Source organism: Micromonospora sp. Mcm103 (genome assembly GCF_024519755.1).
Lineage (GTDB): Bacteria > Actinomycetota > Actinomycetes > Mycobacteriales > Micromonosporaceae > Micromonospora > Micromonospora aurantiaca.
Window position 1 is genome coordinate 14063 of sequence record NZ_JALJRJ010000023.1, and the last position, 18867, is coordinate 32929.

18 protein-coding genes are annotated in these 18867 nt (G+C 74.9%); 11 read left to right on the forward strand and 7 right to left on the reverse strand.

The genetic code is table 11. The features are described 5' to 3' along the window. Nucleotides 1-76: 76 nt before the first annotated feature. Complete coding sequence (locus OC439_RS24675) at nt 77-1015, forward strand: endonuclease/exonuclease/phosphatase family protein (protein ID WP_262015519.1); 939 nt, start codon at nt 77-79, stop codon at nt 1013-1015. Between the two features lie 4 nt (nt 1016-1019). Here the strand turns inward: OC439_RS24675 and OC439_RS24680 are convergent, their stop codons facing one another. Together OC439_RS24680 and OC439_RS24685 are read right to left on the reverse strand one after the other, a co-directional pair. Beyond that, on the reverse strand, nt 1020-1448 hold the full coding sequence (locus tag OC439_RS24680; RefSeq protein WP_013285994.1) for an OsmC family protein: 429 nt from the start codon (nt 1446-1448) through the stop codon (nt 1020-1022). A gap of 80 nt (nt 1449-1528) precedes the next feature. Next, complete coding sequence (locus tag OC439_RS24685; RefSeq protein ID WP_262015520.1) at nt 1529-2476, reverse strand: serine/threonine-protein kinase; 948 nt, start codon at nt 2474-2476, stop codon at nt 1529-1531. 138 nt (nt 2477-2614) lie between these two features. Between OC439_RS24685 and OC439_RS24690 the strand changes: the two genes are divergently transcribed. Next, nucleotides 2615-2830: a hypothetical protein gene (locus OC439_RS24690; protein ID WP_262015521.1), complete on the forward strand. Its 216-nt coding sequence runs from the start codon at nt 2615-2617 to the stop codon at nt 2828-2830. Nucleotides 2831-2857: 27 nt separating this feature from the next. Here the strand turns inward: OC439_RS24690 and OC439_RS24695 are convergent, their stop codons facing one another. After that, a complete protein-coding gene (locus tag OC439_RS24695) occupies nt 2858-3655 on the reverse strand; it encodes an alpha/beta fold hydrolase (RefSeq protein ID WP_194801677.1) in 798 nt (265 codons plus the stop codon). Beyond that, nucleotides 3652-4545: an SDR family oxidoreductase gene (locus OC439_RS24700; protein ID WP_262015522.1), complete on the reverse strand. Its 894-nt coding sequence runs from the start codon at nt 4543-4545 to the stop codon at nt 3652-3654. The genes OC439_RS24695 and OC439_RS24700 overlap by 4 nt, the downstream gene beginning before the upstream one ends. A 136-nt stretch (nt 4546-4681) precedes the next feature. Between OC439_RS24700 and OC439_RS24705 the strand changes: the two genes are divergently transcribed. From OC439_RS24705 to OC439_RS24725, 5 genes are all read left to right on the forward strand, one after another. Then, a complete protein-coding gene (locus tag OC439_RS24705) occupies nt 4682-5428 on the forward strand; it encodes a response regulator transcription factor (RefSeq protein WP_402805650.1) in 747 nt (248 codons plus the stop codon). After that, nucleotides 5406-6938, forward strand: coding sequence for a sensor histidine kinase (locus OC439_RS24710; RefSeq protein ID WP_262015523.1), 1533 nt, complete (start codon nt 5406-5408; stop codon nt 6936-6938). Before OC439_RS24705 ends, OC439_RS24710 begins: the two co-directional genes overlap by 23 nt. A gap of 45 nt (nt 6939-6983) precedes the next feature. After that, nucleotides 6984-9326 carry a glycosyltransferase family 39 protein gene (locus OC439_RS24715; RefSeq protein WP_262015524.1) on the forward strand — a complete coding sequence of 781 codons (2343 nt, stop codon included), beginning with the start codon at nt 6984-6986 and terminating at the stop codon, nt 9324-9326. 3 nt (nt 9327-9329) lie between these two features. Beyond that, the gene (locus OC439_RS24720; protein WP_262015525.1) at nt 9330-10553 is read left to right on the forward strand and encodes a dolichyl-phosphate beta-glucosyltransferase; all 1224 of its coding nucleotides are present in this window, start codon (nt 9330-9332) and stop codon (nt 10551-10553) included. A 99-nt stretch (nt 10554-10652) separates the two neighbouring features. After that, nucleotides 10653-11378, forward strand: a complete 726-nt coding sequence (locus OC439_RS24725; RefSeq protein WP_262015526.1) for a helix-turn-helix transcriptional regulator — start codon at nt 10653-10655, stop codon at nt 11376-11378. Nucleotides 11379-11413: 35 nt separating this feature from the next. On the opposite strand, the gene OC439_RS24730 is transcribed toward OC439_RS24725, so the two are convergent. Beyond that, entirely contained in the window at nt 11414-11815 is a 402-nt protein-coding gene (locus OC439_RS24730; protein ID WP_262015527.1) for a VOC family protein, read from the reverse strand. 181 nt (nt 11816-11996) lie between these two features. On the opposite strand from OC439_RS24730, the gene OC439_RS24735 reads away from it, so the two are divergent. The 4 genes from OC439_RS24735 (at nt 11997) to OC439_RS24750 (ending at nt 17065) form a co-directional block, all read left to right on the forward strand. After that, a complete protein-coding gene (locus tag OC439_RS24735; protein WP_013286005.1) occupies nt 11997-12155 on the forward strand; it encodes a hypothetical protein in 159 nt (52 codons plus the stop codon). Further along, nucleotides 12152-13567 (forward strand): methyltransferase domain-containing protein, encoded by a 1416-nt coding sequence (locus tag OC439_RS24740; RefSeq protein WP_262015528.1) that lies wholly within the window; start codon nt 12152-12154, stop codon nt 13565-13567. Before OC439_RS24735 ends, OC439_RS24740 begins: the two co-directional genes overlap by 4 nt. Beyond that, nucleotides 13560-15605, forward strand: coding sequence for a sulfatase-like hydrolase/transferase (locus OC439_RS24745; protein ID WP_262015529.1), 2046 nt, complete (start codon nt 13560-13562; stop codon nt 15603-15605). Before OC439_RS24740 ends, OC439_RS24745 begins: the two co-directional genes overlap by 8 nt. A 176-nt stretch (nt 15606-15781) precedes the next feature. Next, nucleotides 15782-17065 carry a citrate synthase gene (locus OC439_RS24750; protein WP_194801668.1) on the forward strand — a complete coding sequence of 428 codons (1284 nt, stop codon included), beginning with the start codon at nt 15782-15784 and terminating at the stop codon, nt 17063-17065. Between the two features lie 179 nt (nt 17066-17244). Here the strand turns inward: OC439_RS24750 and OC439_RS24755 are convergent, their stop codons facing one another. Together OC439_RS24755 and OC439_RS24760 are read right to left on the reverse strand one after the other, a co-directional pair. After that, complete coding sequence (locus tag OC439_RS24755) at nt 17245-18642, reverse strand: glycosyltransferase family 4 protein (protein ID WP_262015530.1); 1398 nt, start codon at nt 18640-18642, stop codon at nt 17245-17247. 60 nt (nt 18643-18702) lie between these two features. Further along, nucleotides 18703-18828: a hypothetical protein gene (locus OC439_RS24760; protein WP_255419514.1), complete on the reverse strand. Its 126-nt coding sequence runs from the start codon at nt 18826-18828 to the stop codon at nt 18703-18705. Between the last annotated feature and the right edge of the window lie 39 nt (nt 18829-18867).

Consider the following 18867-nt stretch of genomic DNA (forward strand, 5'->3'; position numbering starts at 1 on the left):
ACGCTCCGCACGTGCGCCTTGTGGATCATGGCGAGGCCGCCGCGCGGCGGCCCGGGCGCTCGATACGATTCCCACGGTGACGGAGCGGATGGTCGACGAGCGCCCGAGCGGCCCCCGCAGCCGGCGCGGCACGCTCGTCGTCGTCTGCGCCGTGCTGCTCGCGCTGCTGCTCGCCGGGCACCGGCTGGTGCCCAACGTGCACGGCCTGGGCAGCCTGGTGGACAGCGTCACCCCGCTGCTCGGGATCGCCGTACCGCTGCTCGCGCTGGCGGCGCTGCTGCGCCGCTCCCGGCCCGCGCTGCTGGCGGTGCTGCTGCCGGCCCTGATCTGGGCCGGGCTGTACGGACGCGCCTGGCTGCCCCCGGCCGCCGGCGCGGACGGCGCCACGGTCCGGGTGGTCAGCCAGAACCTGCGCGTGAGCAACCCCGACCCGGCCGCCACCGTCGGCGCGCTCACCGGCGACGCCCCGGACCTGATCGGGCTCCAGGAGGTCGCCGACGGCGGCCGGGTGGCGCCGGTGCTGGCCGAGCGCTACCCGCACCGGGCGGTCGTGTCGACAGTCGCGCTGTGGAGCCGGTGGCCGATCCGCGAGGCGCACGGCGTGGACACCGGGCTGGGCTGGGACCGCGCGCTGCGGGCCGTCGTGGCCGCGCCCCGGGGCGACCTGACCGTGTACGTGGTCCACCTCGGCTCCGCCCGGGCCGGGCACACCGCCACCCGGGACCAGACCGTCGCCGCGCTGGCCGACGCCGTGCGCGCCGACCCGGCCGACCGGCTGGTGGTGCTCGGCGACCTGAACACCGCCACCACCGACCGGGTCTTCGACCCGCTGACCCGGCTGCTCGGCGACGCGCAGGCCGAGGCCGGGCAGGGATTCGGCTTCACCTGGCCGGCGGAGCTACCCGTCACCCGCCCGGACCATGTCCTCTACCGGGGACTCACGCCGACCACCGCCGGAGTGCTACGCACCCCGGACAGCGACCACCGCGCCGTGACCGCCGGCTTCCGCTGGTGAACGCTCAGTGCCGGCCGTTCTCCGCCGGGGTCACGGTGAGCCGGTGCCGGCTCGGGTCGCCGCTGGAGAACGGCCACAGCCGGTCCGCGTACGCGACCAGGTCGGCCAGCTGATCCCGGGTCAGTCCCGCCGAGGAGATCTCGGCGTGCACGTCGGCCCGGTAGCGGCCGTCGTCGTCGCGGCCCAGTTTCGCCTCGGCGGTCACCTGCACGGTGTGCGCCTCGTCGGTGATCTCCCCGGCCGCCTCCACCGCCGCGTGGTGCAGGCAGGAGGCGAACGCCGCGGCCAGGAGCTGCTCCGGCGTCAGGCCGGTGCAGTGCGGCGCCAGCGGGGACGCCAGGGCGGAGGAGAGCCCGCCGTCGTCGGTGCGTACGTGACCGCCCGCCGCGGTCGCCGTGGCCGTCTCGGCCAGCCAGGAACTCGGATCCGGCATCGCGTTCCTCCCGTCACTCACCGGACCGCGTTCCCGGACCCGCAGCGGCGAAACCGTGCCCGGGCGGGCAGTAGGAGCGCTCAGCCGACCCGGCCGCTGGTCGCGGCGTCGACGGCCATCGCCTCGGTGGCCTCGGCGGCGGCCCGGCTGGTCCACGGCGACACCTGCGGTTCGCGCTGCCGGGGCAGCGCCGCGGTCATCGGCACGTAGATCCGGGCGTCCACCGCCTCGGCCAGCAGCAGCGCGGCCATCGGGCTGGTCGGCCTGGCGGACGGGTCGGCGTCGAGGCAGCGCCGGCACAGCTCGGCCACCTCGCCCGGCAGGCCCGGCACCTCGGGCAGCGGGCGGGGCGGTCGGCGGCGGCGCGACCCGAGCAGCTGGGTGGTGCTGCCGGCCTCGTACGGCAACTCGCCGGTGAGGCAGTAGTACAGCAGCACGCCGAGCGCGTACATGTCGGCGGCCGGGGTGGCCGGCTGCCGGTCCAGCTGCTCCGGCGCCAGGTACGCCGGGGTGCCCACCACCACGCCGTCCGGAGTGTGGTCCGGTGCCCCGGCCGGGGTGGCGATGCCGAAGTCGAGCACCTTCACCCCGCACGGGGTGAGGATCACGTTCGCGGGCTTCACGTCCCGGTGCACGATGCCGTGCGCGTGCGCGGCGGCCAGCGCGGCGCACACCTCGGCGCAGACCCGGACCGCGATCCGCCAGTCCAGCGGCCCGCTGCGCAGGTGCGCGGCGAGCGTCTCGCCCTCGGCCAGCTCCATCACGATGTACGGCACCGGCCGCCCGTCCGGCAGCGTCGCGGTGCCGAAGTCGTGCACGCTGGCGACGTTCGGGTGCACCAGCCGCGCCGCCGAGCGCGCCTCGGCCCGGATCCGGTCCACCGAGCCGGCGTCGCCGTCGAGCGCGGGCGAGATGAGCTTCACCGCGACGGTCCGGTCCAGCACGCGGTCGTGCGCGCGCCACACCTCCGACATGCCACCCAGGCCGGCCCGCTGTTCGAGCTCGTACCGCCCGCCCAGCGTCCGCATCGCCCACTCCTCGCCTCGTCCGGTGCCCTCCGGTCCCGCTACCCGGCCCCGGAGCTGTGCAAACCGCCGAGGGGCGGTGCCGCGGCGGGGTAGCTTCGCGGCGGGGGCGTCGAGGAACGGGGGGCAGCGGTGGCCGTGGTGCGCGTACGGTTCGTCGGCGGACCGGCCGACGAGCTGACCCGGGAGCTGCCGGCCGGGCCGGACGGCGCGCCGCCGCCCCGGTGGGTGCTGCGTCATCCGGAGGAACCGGCCGAGGGGACCGCCGACCACCTCTACGAGCGCGACGACCACGCGTCGCCCGGCGGCTGGACGATGCGGTACGTGCACACGTTCCCGTTCGGCGCGACCGAGTGAGGCCCCGGAGCGGCCGGGCGCGCCGCGTCAGGCCGGCCGGACGCCGGTGGTGCCGAGGATGACCGAGGCGACCAGCTCCGGATCGTCGTGCATCGGCACGTGCCCGCAGCCGGGCAGGTCCAGGTGCCGCGCGGCGGGCAGCCGGGTACGCGCCAGCGCCGCCTGCCGGTAGGGCAGGATCCGGTCCCGCGTACCCCAGGCCACGGTGACCGGCACTGTCGGCGCGCCCGCGTAGGCGTATCCCCGTCCGGCGCGGGCGACGGCGCGGAACGCCCGCGCCTGGCGCAGCGCGCGGGCGTCGGCGAGCGCGTCGTCGAGGGCCATCCGGTTCGGCCGGGCCAGGATCATGCCCATCGCCAGCATCCGCAGCGCGGGCGCGGCGAACAGGCGGCGCAGCACCGGTTCGGGCAGCCGGGCCGCGTTGCGGTGCAGGGACAGCACGGTCAGCGCCCAGCGCAGCTCACGCGCGGTGCAGAACCCGGCCGGCGACAGCGCGGTGGCCGACGAGACCGCGCCGAGCGCGGCCAGCTCCAGCGCGATCGCCCCGCCCAGGCTGTTGCCCGCGACGTGCGGGCGTTCCAGCCCGAACGCGGCGAACAGCTCGACCATGGCCACGGCCAGGCCGGGCATGTCGGCGGGCAGCCCGGCGGCGGGCACCGGGGAGCGGCCGAAGCCCGGCAGGTCGACGGCTATCACGTCGTGCGCCTCGGCGAGCCGGTCCAGCACCGGCCGCCAGGCACCGCCGTGGTGGCCGATGCCGTGCAGCAGCACCAGCGTCGGCCCGGCGCCCCGCCGCTCGTACACGACGTCCACCGGCGCGGTCACGGCCGCCCCTGCGGCGTGCTGGCGCCGAAGCCCCGGCCCAGCGCCCGGGACTGCTCCTCGATCAGCGGAACGGTGGCCCGTGCGGTGCGGCCCACCAGCCGGTCGGCCAGCGGGCTGACCAGCACCGATCGCATCGCCTGCACGCCGGCCACGGCGCGCGGCACGTACACCCGGCGGCTGCGCCGCTCGATCGCCCGGACGAACGCCTCGGCGCACTCGGCCACCGTCGTGGTGCGCCGCAGCGGCCAGGGCAGCTTCGCCAGCGCCGTGGAGAAGGCCGGCAGGTCGGCGCGCGCCTCGCGGACCAGGTCGGTGTCCACCCACGACGGATGGGCGGTGCCGACCGCCACGCCCCGGTGCGCCAGTTCGAGGCGGATCGCGTTGCCGAACTGCTCGACGCCCGCCTTCGACGCGCAGTAGGCGGCCATGCCGGGCAGCGCGGCGAACGCCGCGGCCGAGGAGACGATCAGCAGGTAGCCGCCCCGGTCCACGAGCGCCGGCACGGTCGCCGCCGCCGTGCGCATCACCCCGATCAGGTTGACCTCGACGGTACGCACCAGCGCCTCGACGTCGCCGACGGCGATCGTGCCGCGGTTGGCGACCCCGGCGTTCGCGACCACCGCGTCGATCCCGCCCAGCGCCGTCCGCGTACCGTCCACCGCCGACGCGAGGGCGTCCTGGTCGGTGACGTCGGCGGCGAACCAGGCGTGCCCCGGCCCCAGCTCGGCGGCGAGCGCGGCGAGCCGGTCGGGTTCCAGCCCGACGAGGGACAACCGGGCGCCGCGGGCCGCGGCGAGGCGGGCGGTGTGCTCGCCGATGCCCCGGGCCGCGCCGGTCACCAGCACCACCTTGCCGGCCAGTCGGCCGGAAAAACGACCGTCGATGGACATGCCGGGAAGTTACCACCGGGTAGCCCGGGTGCGGAAGACCTCGCCGGGCCTGCCCGGAACGGCACCGTACGGCGCGCACAGCTGGTACACAGGATCGGGACAGCCCGGCGACAGCGGGTCCGCCCACGATGGGGGCATGGTCATGAACGCGCAGTCCGCGCAGGGCCGCATCGAGCTGCGCCGACCGGACGGCGAACCGGTGCGGGTGCTCGTCGTCGACGACGAGCCGACGCTCACCGACCTGCTCTCGATGGCCCTGCGGTACGAGGGCTGGCAGGTCGCCACCGCGGGCAGCGGCATGGCGGCGGTCACCACCGCCCGCCAGTTCCGCCCGGACGCCGTGGTGCTCGACGTGATGCTGCCCGACCTGGACGGATTCCAGGTGCTGCGCCGCCTGCGCGAGGAGTCCCCGAGCGTGCCGGTGCTGTTCCTCACCGCCCGCGACGCCGTGGAGGAACGCGTCGCCGGGCTCACCGTCGGCGGCGACGACTACGTCACCAAGCCGTTCAGCCTGGAGGAGGTGATCGCCCGGCTGCGCGCGCTGCTGCGCCGCTCCGGCTTCGCGGTCGCCGCCCGCCAGGAGGCGGTGCTCACCGTCGGCGACCTCACCCTCGACGAGGACAGTCACGAGGTACGTCGCGGCGACGACCTGATCACGCTCACCGCCACCGAGTTCGAGCTGCTGCGCTACCTCATGCGCAACCCGCGCCGGGTGCTCAGCAAGGCGCAGATCCTCGACCGGGTGTGGAACTACGACTTCGGCGGCCAGGCCAACGTGGTCGAGCTGTACATCTCGTACCTGCGCAAGAAGATCGACGCGGGCCGCGCGCCCATGATCCACACATTGCGCGGGGCGGGTTATGTCCTCAAGCCCGCCGAGTGACAGCCGTGGCCGGCTGCGCCGCCGCCTGGCCGGCTGGTCGCTGCGCCGCCGGCTCGTGCTCTCCGTGGTGGCGCTGCTCGCGCTGGTCAGCCTCGGCATCGGCGGCCTGACCACAGTGGCGCTGCGGCACTTCCTGATCGATCAGATCGACAACCAGCTCACCTTCGGCGACCGGCGGCCCGCCGACTTCGAACGCTGGGCCCGGCGCGGCATCGACCCGCCGCGCCCGGATCAGCGGCCCACCCCGCCGGACTCCGACGAGGTCGCGCCGGATCCCCCGGGCGGCTTCCCGCCAGGCTCCGTCGCGGTCCGGGTGCCCGCCGCCGCCGAACCCGTCGGCCGGGTCCGGTCCGAGAGCGGCGGCAGCGAGGAGGTGCCCGCCGCCGACCTGACCGCGCTGGCCCGCGTACCCGTCGGCGACCGACCGCGCACCGTCGTCGTCGGGGACCGGGGGGACTACCGCGCGGTCGCGCTGCCGTCGCCGCGCGGCGACGGCGACGTGCTGGTCCTCGCGATCCCGCTGGCCCAGGTGGACGACACAGTCATGTGGATGATCGTCGCGCAGGCCGGGGTGATCGGCGCCGGCCTGGTCATCGCCGGCGCCCTCGGTCTGCTCATCGTCCGGGTCACGCTGCGCCCGCTCAACCGCGTCGCCGCCACCGCCGCCCGGGTCACCGAACTGCCGCTCGACCGTGGCGAGGTCGCCCTGTCCGTGCGGGTACCGGCCGCCGACACCGACCCCCGCACCGAGGTCGGGCAGGTCGGCGGCGCGCTCAACCGGATGCTCGGCCACGTCGCCGCCGCGCTCGCCGCCCGGCAGGCCAGCGAGACCCGGGTACGCCAGTTCGTCGCCGACGCCAGCCACGAGCTGCGCACCCCCCTGGCCGCCATCCGCGGGTACGCCGAGGTGGCCCGCCGGGGCCGCCAGGAGGTGCCGCCCGACGTGGCGCACGCGCTGCGCCGCGTCGAGTCGGAGAGCACCCGGATGACCAGCCTCGTCGACGACCTGCTGCTGCTGGCCCGGCTGGACTCCGGCCGTCCGCTGGCCGCCGAACCGGTCGACCTGACCGCCATGGCCGTGAACGCGGTCAGCGACGCGCACGTCGCCGGGCCCGACCACCGCTGGCAACTCGACCTGCCCGACGAGCCGCTCACCGTCACCGGCGACGCCCACCGGCTGCACCAGGTGCTGGCGAACCTGCTGGCGAACGCACGGGTGCACACCCCGGCCGGCACCACCGTCACGGTCCGGCTCGCACCAGCGCCCGACGGCGTCGAACTCCGCGTCACCGACGACGGACCGGGCATCCCGGAGCAGTTGCAGCCGGAGGTCTTCGAGCGGTTCGCGCGCGGCGACACCTCCCGCTCCCGCGCGCAGGGCAGCACCGGCCTGGGACTGGCCATCGTCGCCGCCGTGGTGGAGGCGCACCACGGCCGGGTCGACGTGGTCAGCCGGCCCGGCCACACCGCGTTCACGGTCTGGCTGCCGGGATCCACAGCCGACGCATAGGCCGTTCACGGGAGCGGGCCAGCGGGCCCGCCGAGTCTTGCCGGCATGAACCGAACCGACAGCCTGCCGACCGTGCCCACGGCCGCGCCACCCGGCACCGAGCCGGCCCCCGCGCCCGTACCCCTGGAGACCCGCACCGGCCGCGACCCGCGCTGGGCCCGGCCGGCCCTGCTCGGCCTGCTGGTCGTGACCGCGCTGCTCTACCTGTGGGGTCTGGGCGCCTCCGGCTGGGCCAACGCGTTCTACTCGGCCGCCGTGCAGGCCGGGTCGCAGAGCTGGACGGCGTTCTTCTACGGCTCCTCGGACGCGGCCAACTCCATTACAGTGGACAAGACCCCGGCCTCGCTGTGGTTGATGGCGCTCTCGGTGCGCATCTTCGGCCTGAGCGGCTGGTCGATCCTCGTGCCGCAGGCGCTGCTCGGCGTCGCCTCGGTCGGCGTGCTGTACGCGACAATCCGCCGCTGGTACGGCCCGGCCGCCGGACTGCTCGCCGGCGCGGTGCTCGCGCTCACCCCGGTGGCGGCGCTGATGTTCCGGTTCAACAACCCGGACGCGCTGCTGGTGTTCCTGCTCGTCGCCGCCGCGTACGCCACGGTGCGTGCGGTCGAGACGGCGAGCACCCGGTGGATCGCGCTGACCGGCGTGCTCGTCGGCTTGGGCTTCCTCACCAAGATGCTCCAGGCGTTCCTGGTGATCCCGGTCTTCGCCGGGGTCTACCTGCTGGCCGCGCCGACCGGTCTCGGACGGCGGATCCGCCGGCTGCTGCTCGCCGGGCTCGCAGTGGTCGTCTCCGCCGGCTGGTGGGTGGCGATCGTCGAGCTGGTGCCGGCGAGCGCCCGCCCCTACATCGGCGGCTCGCAGAACAACAGCATCCTGGAGCTGACGCTCGGCTACAACGGCCTGGGCCGCATCACCGGCGACGAGGTGGGCAGCGTCGGTGGCGGCGGTGGCGGCCGCCCCGGTGGGGGAGGCGGCGGACCGTTCTCCGGCCAGACCGGGCTGCTACGGATGTTCGACACCGAGGTCGGCGGGCAGATCTCCTGGCTGCTGCCGGCCGCGCTGATCCTGCTGGTGGCGGGGCTGTGGCTGGCCGGGCGGGCGCCGCGTACCGACCGCACCCGGGCCGGTCTGCTGCTCTGGGGCGGCTGGCTGCTGGTCACCGGACTGATCTTCAGCTTCATGTCCGGGATCTTCCACGCGTACTACACGGTCGCCCTGGCCCCGGCGGTCGGCGCGCTGGTCGGCATCGGCGTCACGCTGCTGTGGCGCGCCCGCTCGGCACCGGTCAGGTGGCGCCGGACCGCCGCCACGCTGGTCCTGGCCGGCGCGCTGGCGGTCACCGCCTGGTGGTCCTGGCACCTGCTCGGCCGCACCCCCGACTGGCACCCCTGGCTGCGCCCCACGGTCCTGGCCGTCGGCCTGACCACCGCAGCCCTCCTGGCCGTCTCGGCGTTCCTCACCCGCCCCCACCGAACCGCCCGGCCCTCCCCGGTGATCAAGGAGTTTGTGTCCGGAAGTGGCGTTCAGGGTGACACGAACTCCTTGATCAACCCCGAGGCGGGAGAGACGGCGGGGGAGAGGGCCGGGGTTGCCGGGCGGGTGGTGCGGTGGGTGGTGCCGGTGGTGTCTGTCGCCGGGATCGCGGTGGCGCTGGCCGGGCCGGCCGCGTACGCGATGCAGACCGCTGCCACCCCGCACAGCGGCTCGATCCCGAGCGCCGGGCCGGCCGGAGCGGGTGGCTTCGGTGGCCCCGGCGGACCGGGCGGGCGGATGCCGGGCGGCGCGAACGGGCAGTTCCCCGGTGGTCCGGGCGGCGGGAACGGGCAGTTCCCGGGCTTCCCGGGTGGCCCGAACGGCACCGGCTCCAACGGCACCGGCCCGGACGGCGGCACCGCGCCGGGTGGCATCCCGGGTCGGGGCGGCTTCCCCGGTCAGGGCGGCTTCCCAGGGCAGGGCGGCTTCCCCTGGCAGTACGGCGGGACCGGGCAGGAAGGGCGGGGGCAGCGCGGCGGTGGCATGGGCGGGCTGCTCGACGCCCGCGAGCCGAGCGCCGAGATGACCGCGCTGCTCACCGCCGACGCCGACGACTACACCTGGGTCGCCGCGACTGTCGGCTCGAACAACGCCTCCGGCTACCAGCTGGCGACCGGCCGGCCGGTCATGCCGATCGGCGGGTTCAACGGCAGTGACCCGTCGCCGACGCTCGCCCAGTTCCAGCGGTACGTCGCCGACGGGCGGATCCACTACTTCCTCGGTGGCGGCGGGTTCCGGGCCGACGGCGGCAGCAACGCCTCGGCCGAGATCGCCGCGTGGGTCGCGGAGAACTTCACCGCGACCACCGTCGACGGCGTGACCGTGTACGACCTGAGCAGCGGAAAGCAGGGCTGAGCGATGACTGACACGTACGCGCCCCGGGCCGCCGTGCAGGCCCGGCCCGCCGCCGGCAGCGCGGTGCTCGACGTGGTGGTCCCGGTCTACAACGAGGAGGCCGACCTCGGGCCCTGCGTCCGGCGGCTGCACGCGCACCTGACCGCGCACTTCCCGTACCCGTTCCGGATCACGGTGGCCGACAACGCCAGCGTGGACGGCACCCCGGCGGTGGCCCGGGCGCTCGCCGACGAGCTGCCCGAGGTGGGGGTGCTGCGCCTGGACGAGAAGGGCCGCGGCCGGGCGCTGCGGGCCGCGTGGTCGGCCTCACCGGCACCGGTGCTCGCGTACATGGACGTGGACCTGTCCACCGACCTGGCCGCGCTGCTGCCGCTTGTCGCGCCGCTCATCTCCGGGCACTCGGACCTGGCCATCGGCACCCGGCTGGCCCGCACCAGCCGGGTGGTCCGGGGCACCAAGCGGGAGGTCATCTCGCGCGGCTACAACCTGCTGCTGCGCGGTGCGCTCGCGGCGCGTTTCTCCGACGCCCAGTGCGGGTTCAAGGCGATCCGCGCCGACGTGGCCGCCGAGCTGCTGCCGCTGGTGCGCGACACCGGCTGGTTCTTCGACACCGAGCTGCTGGTCCTGGCGCAGCGGGCCGGGCTGCGCATCCACGAGGTGCCGGTGGACTGGGTGGACGACCCGGACAGCCGGGTCGACATCGTCGCCACCGCGCTGGCCGACCTGCGCGGCATCGGGCGGCTGGGCCGGGCGCTGGTGACCGGGGCGCTGCCGCTGGCACAGTTGCGCGCCCAGCTCGGCCGGGGGCCGTTGCCGGCACCGCCGGCGCAGGTGCCGATCGGGCTGCCGCGCCAGCTCGCCCGGTTCGCCGCGGTGGGCGTGGCGAGCACGCTCGCGTACCTGCTGTTGTTCCTGCTGGCCCGCGGCCCGCTCGGGGCGCAACCGGCGAACCTGCTGGCGCTGCTGCTCACCGCGGTCGCGAACACGGCGGCCAACCGGCGGCTCACGTTCGGCGTCGCCGGGCGCCGGCACGCCGGCCGGCACCACCTCCAGGGGCTGCTCGCGTTCGCGCTCGGCCTGGCCCTGACCAGCGGCTCCCTCGCCGCGCTGCACGCCACCACCACCCCGAACCGCGCCCTGGAGCTGACCGTCCTGGTGACGGCCAACCTGGCCGCCACGGCCCTGCGCTTCCTCCTGCTCCGCCTGGCCATGCACCACCGCCCCTGACCCGCACCCACTCGGTCGATCATGAAGTTGGCGGCGCGACACGCCGGGCCACGGCGCCGTCAACTTCATGATCGACGGGGAGGGTGGCAGGGTTGGGGTGTGTACCGGGAGTGGGGAGCGCCGGGAATCGCGGGCGCGGTTCTGTGGCGCAGCGTCTCCGGCGGCAGTGAGACGCGGGTGCTGCCGGACGGGTGTCTCGACCTGCTCTGGTCCAGCCGGTCCGGGCTGCTGGTGGCGGGTCCGGACCGCACCGCGCACCTGTCACGATCCGCGCCGGGGGACCGGTGGATCGGGCTGCGCCTGCCACCGGGGACCGGCCCGGCCGTGTTCGGGGTGCCGGCCGAGGAACTGCGGGACCGCCGCGTACCGCTGGCCGACCTGTGGGGCAGCGCCGCCGCCGAGGTGACCGAGCGGGTCGAGGCGGCGCTGGCCGCGCCGGGCGACGAGGCGGCCGGGGCGCTCACCCGGGTCGCCCGCGACCGGCTGCGCGCGGCCGGCGGCCCCGACCCGATCGGCGCGCATGTCGCCGCCCGCCTGGCCGCCGGGGCCACCGTCGCCGCGACCGCCGCCGAGGTCGGCCTCGGCCCGCGCGCCCTGCACCGCCGCAGCCGGGTCCTCTTCGGGTACGGCCCGAAGACGCTGGCCCGCATCCTGCGGATGCGCCGCGCGCTGGACCTGGCCCGCGCCGGTGCGCCGCTCGCCGAGGTGGCGGTGCGCAGCGGGTACGCCGACCAGGCCCACCTGACCCGCGAGGTGCGGGAGCTGGCCGGGGTGCCGCCGACCCGGCTGCTCGCCCCGGCCCGGAGCCGCGCGCAGGCGAGCTGACCGGCCCGGAAGCCGCGCACGGGGCCGGCTCGCGTCTACTCGGCCGTGGGCAGTGGGGCGAACAGATCCACGCCGTTGCCGTCCGGGTCGTGCAGGACCGCGTACCGCTGGCCCCAGAACGCGTCCCACGGCGGCATCTCGCCGTGGTGCCCGGCGCCGGTCAGCTCGGCGTACCAGCGGTCCACCTCGGCCGGGTCGGCGCACCGGAAGGCCAGGCTCATCCGGTTGTTGCCGCCGGCCGGGTCGAACTCGGGATGGAAACTGCGGATCACCTCGACCGTGTCCCAGGCCAGCCGTACCCCGTTCGGCAGGGTGACCTCGACGTGCCCTTCGGTCTCGGCGCCGGCCGGGATCGGCAGCCCCAGCCGGCGGTAGAAGTCGAGCGTGCGGGCCATGTCGGTGACCACGGCCCCGACCAGATCGAACTGCGGTGTCATGCCGGCCACGGTAGGCGCGACCGGGCCGGCCGTCTTGAACGGATCGGACGGGGGACGAGTGGCCGGTGTGGCCGCGCACCCGGACACCGAGACGTTACGGTGTGGGACAAGTCCGGCTTCGAGCAACAAAGCTCGCATTCCGGGCGTGCTCCGATGACCTGGCGACGGAAGGAAAGCAGCCGTGACGCATCTGGCCTACCTGGACGCGGGATCCGGCAGTCTCATCGTGCAGGCGGTGGTCGGCGGGGTGGCCGGGGTGGCGGTGGCCGCCAAGCTCTACTGGCGCCGCCTGGTGTCCCGGTTCCGGCGTCAGCCCTCCGACCAGGGTCCGGCGGCGTGACGATCCCCGACACCGGCGTCCGCGTCGAGCCCGGCTCCTTCCGCGACCCCGGCAACCGGGTGTTCCACCGGGGGGAGGAGGTGCTGCGCGGGCTCGACGAGCGCTCCGCCCGGGACTGGCGGGCGCTGTCCGTCACCGACTTCTTCCGGCAGGCCACCAGCACCGGGCAGATCGTCGGCACCGAGGAGCTGACCCCGACCCCTGTCGACGCGCCCTGGACCGCGGTGCTGCGGCACGAGCGGATCCCGTTCGTCTCGCACCCCTACGAGTGGTCGTACGCCATGCTGCGCGACGCGGCGCTGCTGCACCTGGACGTGCTGCGCGCCGCGCTGGAAGCAGGCTTCACCACCAAGGACGGCTCGGCGTACAACGTGCAGTGGCGTGGCGCCCGGCCGGTCTTCATCGACGTCGGATCGTTCGAGGCGCTGCGCGACGGCGAACCCTGGGCCGGCTACCGGCAGTTCTGCCAGACGCTGCTCTACCCGCTGCTCATCCAGGCCCACCTCGGGCTGGACTTCCAGCCGTTCCTGCGCGCCCGCGTCGACGGCGTCGAGCCGGACCAGATGCGGCGGCTGTTCGGCGGCACCCGGCGCTGGCGGGCCGGTGTGCCCACCCACGTGCACCTGCACGGCGCCATGCAGGCCCGCAACTCCGCCGCGAGCACCACAGACGTCCGCGCCCAGTTGCGCGCCGCCGGGTTCTCCCGCGAGCTGGCGCTCGCCACGGTACGCGGACTGGCGAAGCTGGTCCGCCGCCTCGACCACCGGCCCGGCGACAGCCACTGGTCGGACTACCAGCGCACCTGCGCGTACTCGGTGCCGGACCGGCAGGCCAAGGAGGAGTTCGTCGACCGGGCGGTGGCCGCCGTCGGTGGCGGCTCGGCGCTGGACCTGGGCGCCAACGACGGCCGGTACGCCCGCATCGCCGCCCGGCACGCCGCGCACGTCGTCGCCGTCGAGCAGGACCCGGCGGTGGTCGACACGCTCTACCGCGCGCTGCGCGACGAGGGCGAGACACGGATCCTGCCGCTGGTGATGGACCTGGCCGACCCGTCCCCGGGTGGCGGCTGGCGCGGCGTCGAGCGGGCCGCGTTCGCCGACCGGGCCCGCGCGGACACCGTGCTCGCCCTGGCCGTGGTGCACCACCTCGCGATCGGGCGCAACGTGCCGCTGCCCGAGGTGCTCGACCAGCTCACCGCGCTCACCGCCACCGGCGGCAGCCTGGTGGTGGAGTTCGTCCACCCGGACGACCCGATGGCCCGCCGGCTGCTGGCGAACAAGCCCGACGGCCTGTTCCCGGACTACCGGCGCGACGTCTTCGAGGCGCTGCTCGCCCGCCGGGGCCGGGTGGTCGCCCGCACCGAGCTGCCGTCCGGCACCCGCACGCTCTACCAGGTGGTGGTGGGTGGCTGAGGACACCCTCGCGCCACCCCGGGACCACGCCGCCCTCCCGGTCCGGCGGGAACGCCGGCCGTGGTGGCGGACCGAGGCGGCCCGGCTGGCCGAGGTGGTGGCGCTGGTCGGGCTGGTGGTCACCCAGCCGCTGCTCGACGTGCTCGGCCGCAGCCCCGACTTCTTCCTGTTCCACCGCGCCTCCCGGGCCGACGTGCTGCTGCTGGTCGCCCTGATCGCGCTCGCCCCGACAGTGCCGTTCGCACTGCTCGGCGCGTTCGCGTTGCCCGCCGGACGCCTCACCCGGGCCGCCGTGCACACCGCGTTCGTGGGCCTGCTGCTCGCCGCGCTGGCGGTCCAGGTCGGCCGGCACGTCACGCCGCTTCGGGGCGTACCCCTGCTCGTCGTCGCCGGTGTGGCCGGAGCCGCCGGCGCGGCCGCGCACCGGCGGTGGCGGGCGCCCCGGCGGGTGCTGCGGGTCGCCGCCGCCGGGCCGCTGGTGTTCGTCGGGCTGTTCCTGTTCGCCTCGCCCGCCTCGGCGGTGGTGCTGCCGCGCGGCGAGGGCGGTGCGGCCGGTGTGGCCGGCGCGGGCGCGCACCCGCCGGTGGTCATGATCGTGCTGGACGAGCTGCCGCTGGTCTCCCTGCTCGGCCCGGACGGCCGCATCGACGCCGAGCGCTACCCGAACTTCGCGGCGCTGGCCGGCGGGTCGACGTGGTACCGCAACGCCACCGGCGTCAGCGGCTGGACGCCCTACGCGCTTCCCGCGATGCTCACCGGGCGCTACCCGGAGCGGGGGGTGGCGCCGCACTACTCGCAGTACCCGGACAACCTGTTCACCGCACTCGGCGGCCTCTACCGGATCAAGGCCGAGGAGAGCATCACCCGGCTCTGCCCGCCGAGCCGCTGCGAACAGGCCACCACCCCGGAACAGGGGCTCGGCGTGCTGGTCCGGGAGAGCGGCAGGCTGCTCGGCCGGATCGCCGCGCCGGTGGACAGCCGGATCGACCCGGAGGACTCCTACCGCGAGCGGACCGCCGCCGAGGCCGGGCTGGACGCCGCCGAGCCGGTGCCGGACGACCCGAAGTTCCGCTGGGACACCCTGGATGACAACCAGCCGGCCCGGTTCACCTCGTTCCTGGCCGGGCTGCGCCCCGACACCCGGCCCACGCTGCACTTCCTGCACCTGCTGATGCCCCACTCGCCGTGGGCGTACCTGCCGTCCGGGGCGCACTACGCGGCCCCGGAGGACCTGCCGAACGACGGCGCCGGCTGGGTCGACCTGGCCCGCGCCCGGCACCTGGCGCAGCTCGGCTACACCGACCGGCTGATCGGCGAGACGCTGCGGACGCTGCGCACCACCGGCCTCTACGACAAGGCGCTGGTGGTCGTCACCGCCGACCACGGCGTCAGCTTCCGCCGCGACTGGCAGGGCCGGGGGATGGACGCCATCGACCACGCCGCGAACGAGGTGGCCTGGGTGCCGATGTTCGTCAAGGAACCCGGCCAGCGCGCCGGACGCGTGGACGACCGCAACTGGGAGCACGTCGACCTGCTGCCCACGATCGCCGACGAGACGCACATGCGGGTGCCCTGGCGGATGGACGGCCGGTCGGCGAAGGCCGCCCCGCGCGAGCGGGCCGACAAACGCTTCTACGACCGTCCCGGCCAGCCGGTCACCGTCACCGGCGGCGTGCCCGCCCCACTCCCACCGCTCCCGGTCGACCGGCTCGTCGGCACCCGCGTCGGTGACGTGCCGGTCGGCGGGACCGCCACGGTGGCGAACCGGGACGCGTTCGACGCGGTCGACCCGGCCGGCGGTCGGCTGCCCGCGATGGTCTGGGGCACCGTGCCGGACGGAGTACCCGACGGCACCCGGCTCGCCGTGGCGGTCAACGGCACCGTCGGCGCGGTGGTGCCCGTGGTGCCGCCGGACGCCGGTGGGCGGCGGTTCGCCGCGCTGCTCGCCGACGACCGTCTGTTCGCCGCCGGCGTCAATCGGCTCGACCTCTACCGGGTCGGCGACGACGGGACGCTGCGGCGGCTCACGCTGTCGTGACGGACCTCCCGAACGTGCCCATGGCCGCGCTCCCAACCGGTTTCCGGACCGGCTGGCCGGGAAACAGGTGACGCACACCTCACCCTCAAACCATGACGAGCGGTGTTCTCCGCGCCGTGATTACGGTAGAAGCGAAGGCAATTCAACGAAGATCTTGCCGGCGAAGCGAGGAACAGATGACGGAAGTCAAGCTCGACCACCCCGGTGGGCAGCTGTCGATGCCGGTGCAGTCCGCGGTTGAGGGCCCCGCCGGGATCGGGGTGAGCAAGCTGCTCAAGGAAACCGGGATGACCACGTACGACCCCGGTTTCGTGAACACCGCGTCCTGCTCGTCCGCCATCACCTACATCGACGGTGATGCCGGCATCCTGCGGTACCGGGGTTACCCGATCGACCAGCTGGCCGAGAAGTCCTCCTTCCTGGAGGTCTCCTACCTGCTGATCTACGGCGAGCTGCCGACCCAGACGCAGCTCACCGAGTTCAGCGAGCGGATCCGGCGGCACTCGCTGCTGCACGAGGAGATGCGCCGCTTCTTCGACGGCTTCCCCCGCGAAGCGCACCCGATGGCCGTGCTCTCCTCGGCCGTCAGCGCCATCTCGACCTTCTACCAGGACAGCCTGGACCCGTTCGACTCCGAGCACGTGGAGATGTCGACGGTGCGGCTGATGGCGAAGGTTCCCACCATCGCCTCGTACGCGTACAAGAAGTCGATCGGGCAGCCGCTGCTGTACCCGGACAACTCGCTGGGCTACGTCGAGAACTTCCTGCGGATGACGTTCGGCGTACCGGCCGAGCCGTACGAGGTCGACCCGGTCGTCGCCCGGGTGCTGGACATGCTGTTCATCCTGCACGCCGACCACGAGCAGAACTGCTCCACCTCGACCGTGCGGCTGGTCGGCTCCAGCAACGCCAACCTGTTCGCCTCGGTCTCGGCCGGGGTGAACGCGCTGTTCGGCCCGCTGCACGGCGGCGCCAACCAGGCCGTGCTGGAGATGCTCCAGAAGATCCAGGCCGACGGCGGGGACGTCCGCTCCTTCGTGCAGAAGGTGAAGGACAAGCAGGACGGCGTGAAGCTGATGGGCTTCGGGCACCGGGTCTACAAGAACTACGACCCGCGCGCCGCCATCGTGAAGAAGGCCGCCCAGGACGTGCTCGGCCGGATGGCCAAGCCGGACCCGCTGCTGGACCTCGCGGTGCAGCTCGAGGAGATCGCGCTCGCCGACGACTTCTTCGTGTCCCGGCGGCTCTACCCGAACGTGGACTTCTACACCGGCCTGATCTACAAGGCCATGGGCTTCCCGACGAAGATGTTCACTGTGCTGTTCGCGCTCGGCCGGCTGCCCGGCTGGATCGCGCAGTGGCGCGAGATGATCAACGACCCGGAGACCAAGATCGGTCGGCCGCGGCAGATCTACACCGGCGCCACCGAGCGGGACTACGTCCCCGCCGCCCAGCGCTGAGCGTGTAAGGAAGGGCCCCTTGTTAACGCCTCCGGTAGAGGAGGGGCCCCCTTTTAACACGCGGACGATAAAGGCCGCCGACCCTGCTCGGGTCGGCGGCCTTCGTCGTGCTCACCGGGGTGCGAGGGCGTTAATAAGGGGCCCTTCCTCTACCCGAGGCGTTAATAGGGGGCCCTTCCTTATCGCAAGCCGGCGGCGGTGAGGAGGTTGCCCTCGGGGACGCGCGGGCCGGCGTGGCCGTGTGCCATGCGGTGCTGGGCGCGGGCGGCCGTGAACGCCGGGTCGCCGGCGATGGCGGCGGCGTACGCGGCGGCCGTACGGGACGCGATGGCCGCCCAGCCGTACTGCTCGTGCACCATGGTGCGGGCCCGCCGGGCGAGCGCACGCGCCCGGTCCCGGTCCGACAGCAGCGCGTGCACCGCCTCGGCGAGGCCGTCCGGGTCGTGCGGGGCGAACGTCATCCCCGTGACGCCCGGCTCGACGATCTCGGCCAGCCCACCGGTACGGGCCACGGCGAGCGGCGCGCCCGCGGCGGCCCCCTCCAGCGCCACCATGCCGAACGGCTCGTAGATGCTCGGCACCGCGAAGCAGTCCGAGGCGGCCATCACGGCGGGCAGGTCGGTGCCGCCGAGGAACCCGGGCATGCTCACCGTGGCACCCAGCCCGAGGCGGCGCACCTCGGCCTCCAGGTCCGCCTTGTACGGCCCGTCGCCGACGATCACCGCGCGCAGCCCGGGGTGCCGGTCGCGCAGCCGGGGCAGCCCGGCCAGCAGGTGCTGCACGCCCTTCTCGTACACGAGGCGGCCGGCGAACGTGACCAGCGGGCCGTCCGCGGCGAACCGGGCGCGGGCGGCGGCGACCGCCGACGCGGGCACCCGCCAGCGGTGCGGCTCGACGCCGTTGGGGACCACGTCGACGCGGGCGGCGTCCACGCCGAACAGCGCGCCAACCTCGTCGCGCATGTAACCGGAGCAGACGATCACGCGCCCGGACTCGCCGGCGAGCCAGTGCTCGACGCCGTGGATGGTGCGGTTCATCTCCTCCGGCAGCCAGCCCTGGTGCCGGCCGGCCTCGGTGGCGTGGATGGTGCTGACCAGCGGCACGTCCAGGTGCTCGCGCAGCGTCATCGCGGTGTGCGCGACGAGCCAGTCGTGGGCGTGGATGACGTCGTACGAGCCGGAGGAGGCGGCGCGCAGCGCGGCCCGGGTGAGGGTGTGGTTGAACGCCATCGTCCAGGCGAGCAGCGAGCCGGTGGCGAGGGGAAAGGTGACCGGGTCCTCGGCGGCGCGGACGATGCGCACGCCGTCGGCGTACTCCTCCAGGGGAGCGCCCTCGGCGTGGCGGGTGACGACTGTGACCTCGTGCCCGGCGGCGGCCAGGGCGACGGACAGCGCGTGCACGTGGCGGCCGAGCCCGCCGACGAGCACCGGCGGGTACTCCCACGACAGCATCAGGATGCGCCGGGTCCGGGGCGCGGACCCGGCCGGCGACGGCGGGGCCGGGCGGGAGGTGAGGGTGGGCCGGTGGAGCCGGTCCGTCGCGGTGGCGGGCTGAGCGCCGACCCGCAGAGTGGTCACGTGGATCTCCGTCCATGCATGGTGAGGCACGCCGGCATCGGTGGCGGCGACGAGCGGTGGTCAGGAGCGACCGGACGGCCGGCCGGGCGTCGGCACCAGCTCGCCGACGACGGCCTGGGCCGGATACCGATCGCGGGCCACCGGGAGGGTGCTGACGTCGATCGGGAACCGGAACCGTCCAGTCACCCTGCCAACCTACTGCGCCGGATCGTCCCGCGCGCGGTG

Coding starts and splice junctions, on each gene's coding strand:
- OC439_RS24750 (WP_194801668.1), top strand. CDS start 15,782: ATGACGGAAGTCAAGCTCGACCACCCCGGTGGGCAGCTGTCGATGCCG.
- OC439_RS24710 (WP_262015523.1), top strand. CDS start 5,406: ATGTCCTCAAGCCCGCCGAGTGACAGCCGTGGCCGGCTGCGCCGCCGC.
- OC439_RS24700 (WP_262015522.1), bottom strand. CDS start 4,545: ATGTCCATCGACGGTCGTTTTTCCGGCCGACTGGCCGGCAAGGTGGTG.
- OC439_RS24680 (WP_013285994.1), bottom strand. CDS start 1,448: ATGCCGGATCCGAGTTCCTGGCTGGCCGAGACGGCCACGGCGACCGCG.
- OC439_RS24715 (WP_262015524.1), top strand. CDS start 6,984: ATGAACCGAACCGACAGCCTGCCGACCGTGCCCACGGCCGCGCCACCC.
- OC439_RS24685 (WP_262015520.1), bottom strand. CDS start 2,476: ATGCGGACGCTGGGCGGGCGGTACGAGCTCGAACAGCGGGCCGGCCTG.
- OC439_RS24730 (WP_262015527.1), bottom strand. CDS start 11,815: ATGACACCGCAGTTCGATCTGGTCGGGGCCGTGGTCACCGACATGGCC.
- OC439_RS24705 (WP_402805650.1), top strand. CDS start 4,682: ATGGTCATGAACGCGCAGTCCGCGCAGGGCCGCATCGAGCTGCGCCGA.
- OC439_RS24720 (WP_262015525.1), top strand. CDS start 9,330: ATGACTGACACGTACGCGCCCCGGGCCGCCGTGCAGGCCCGGCCCGCC.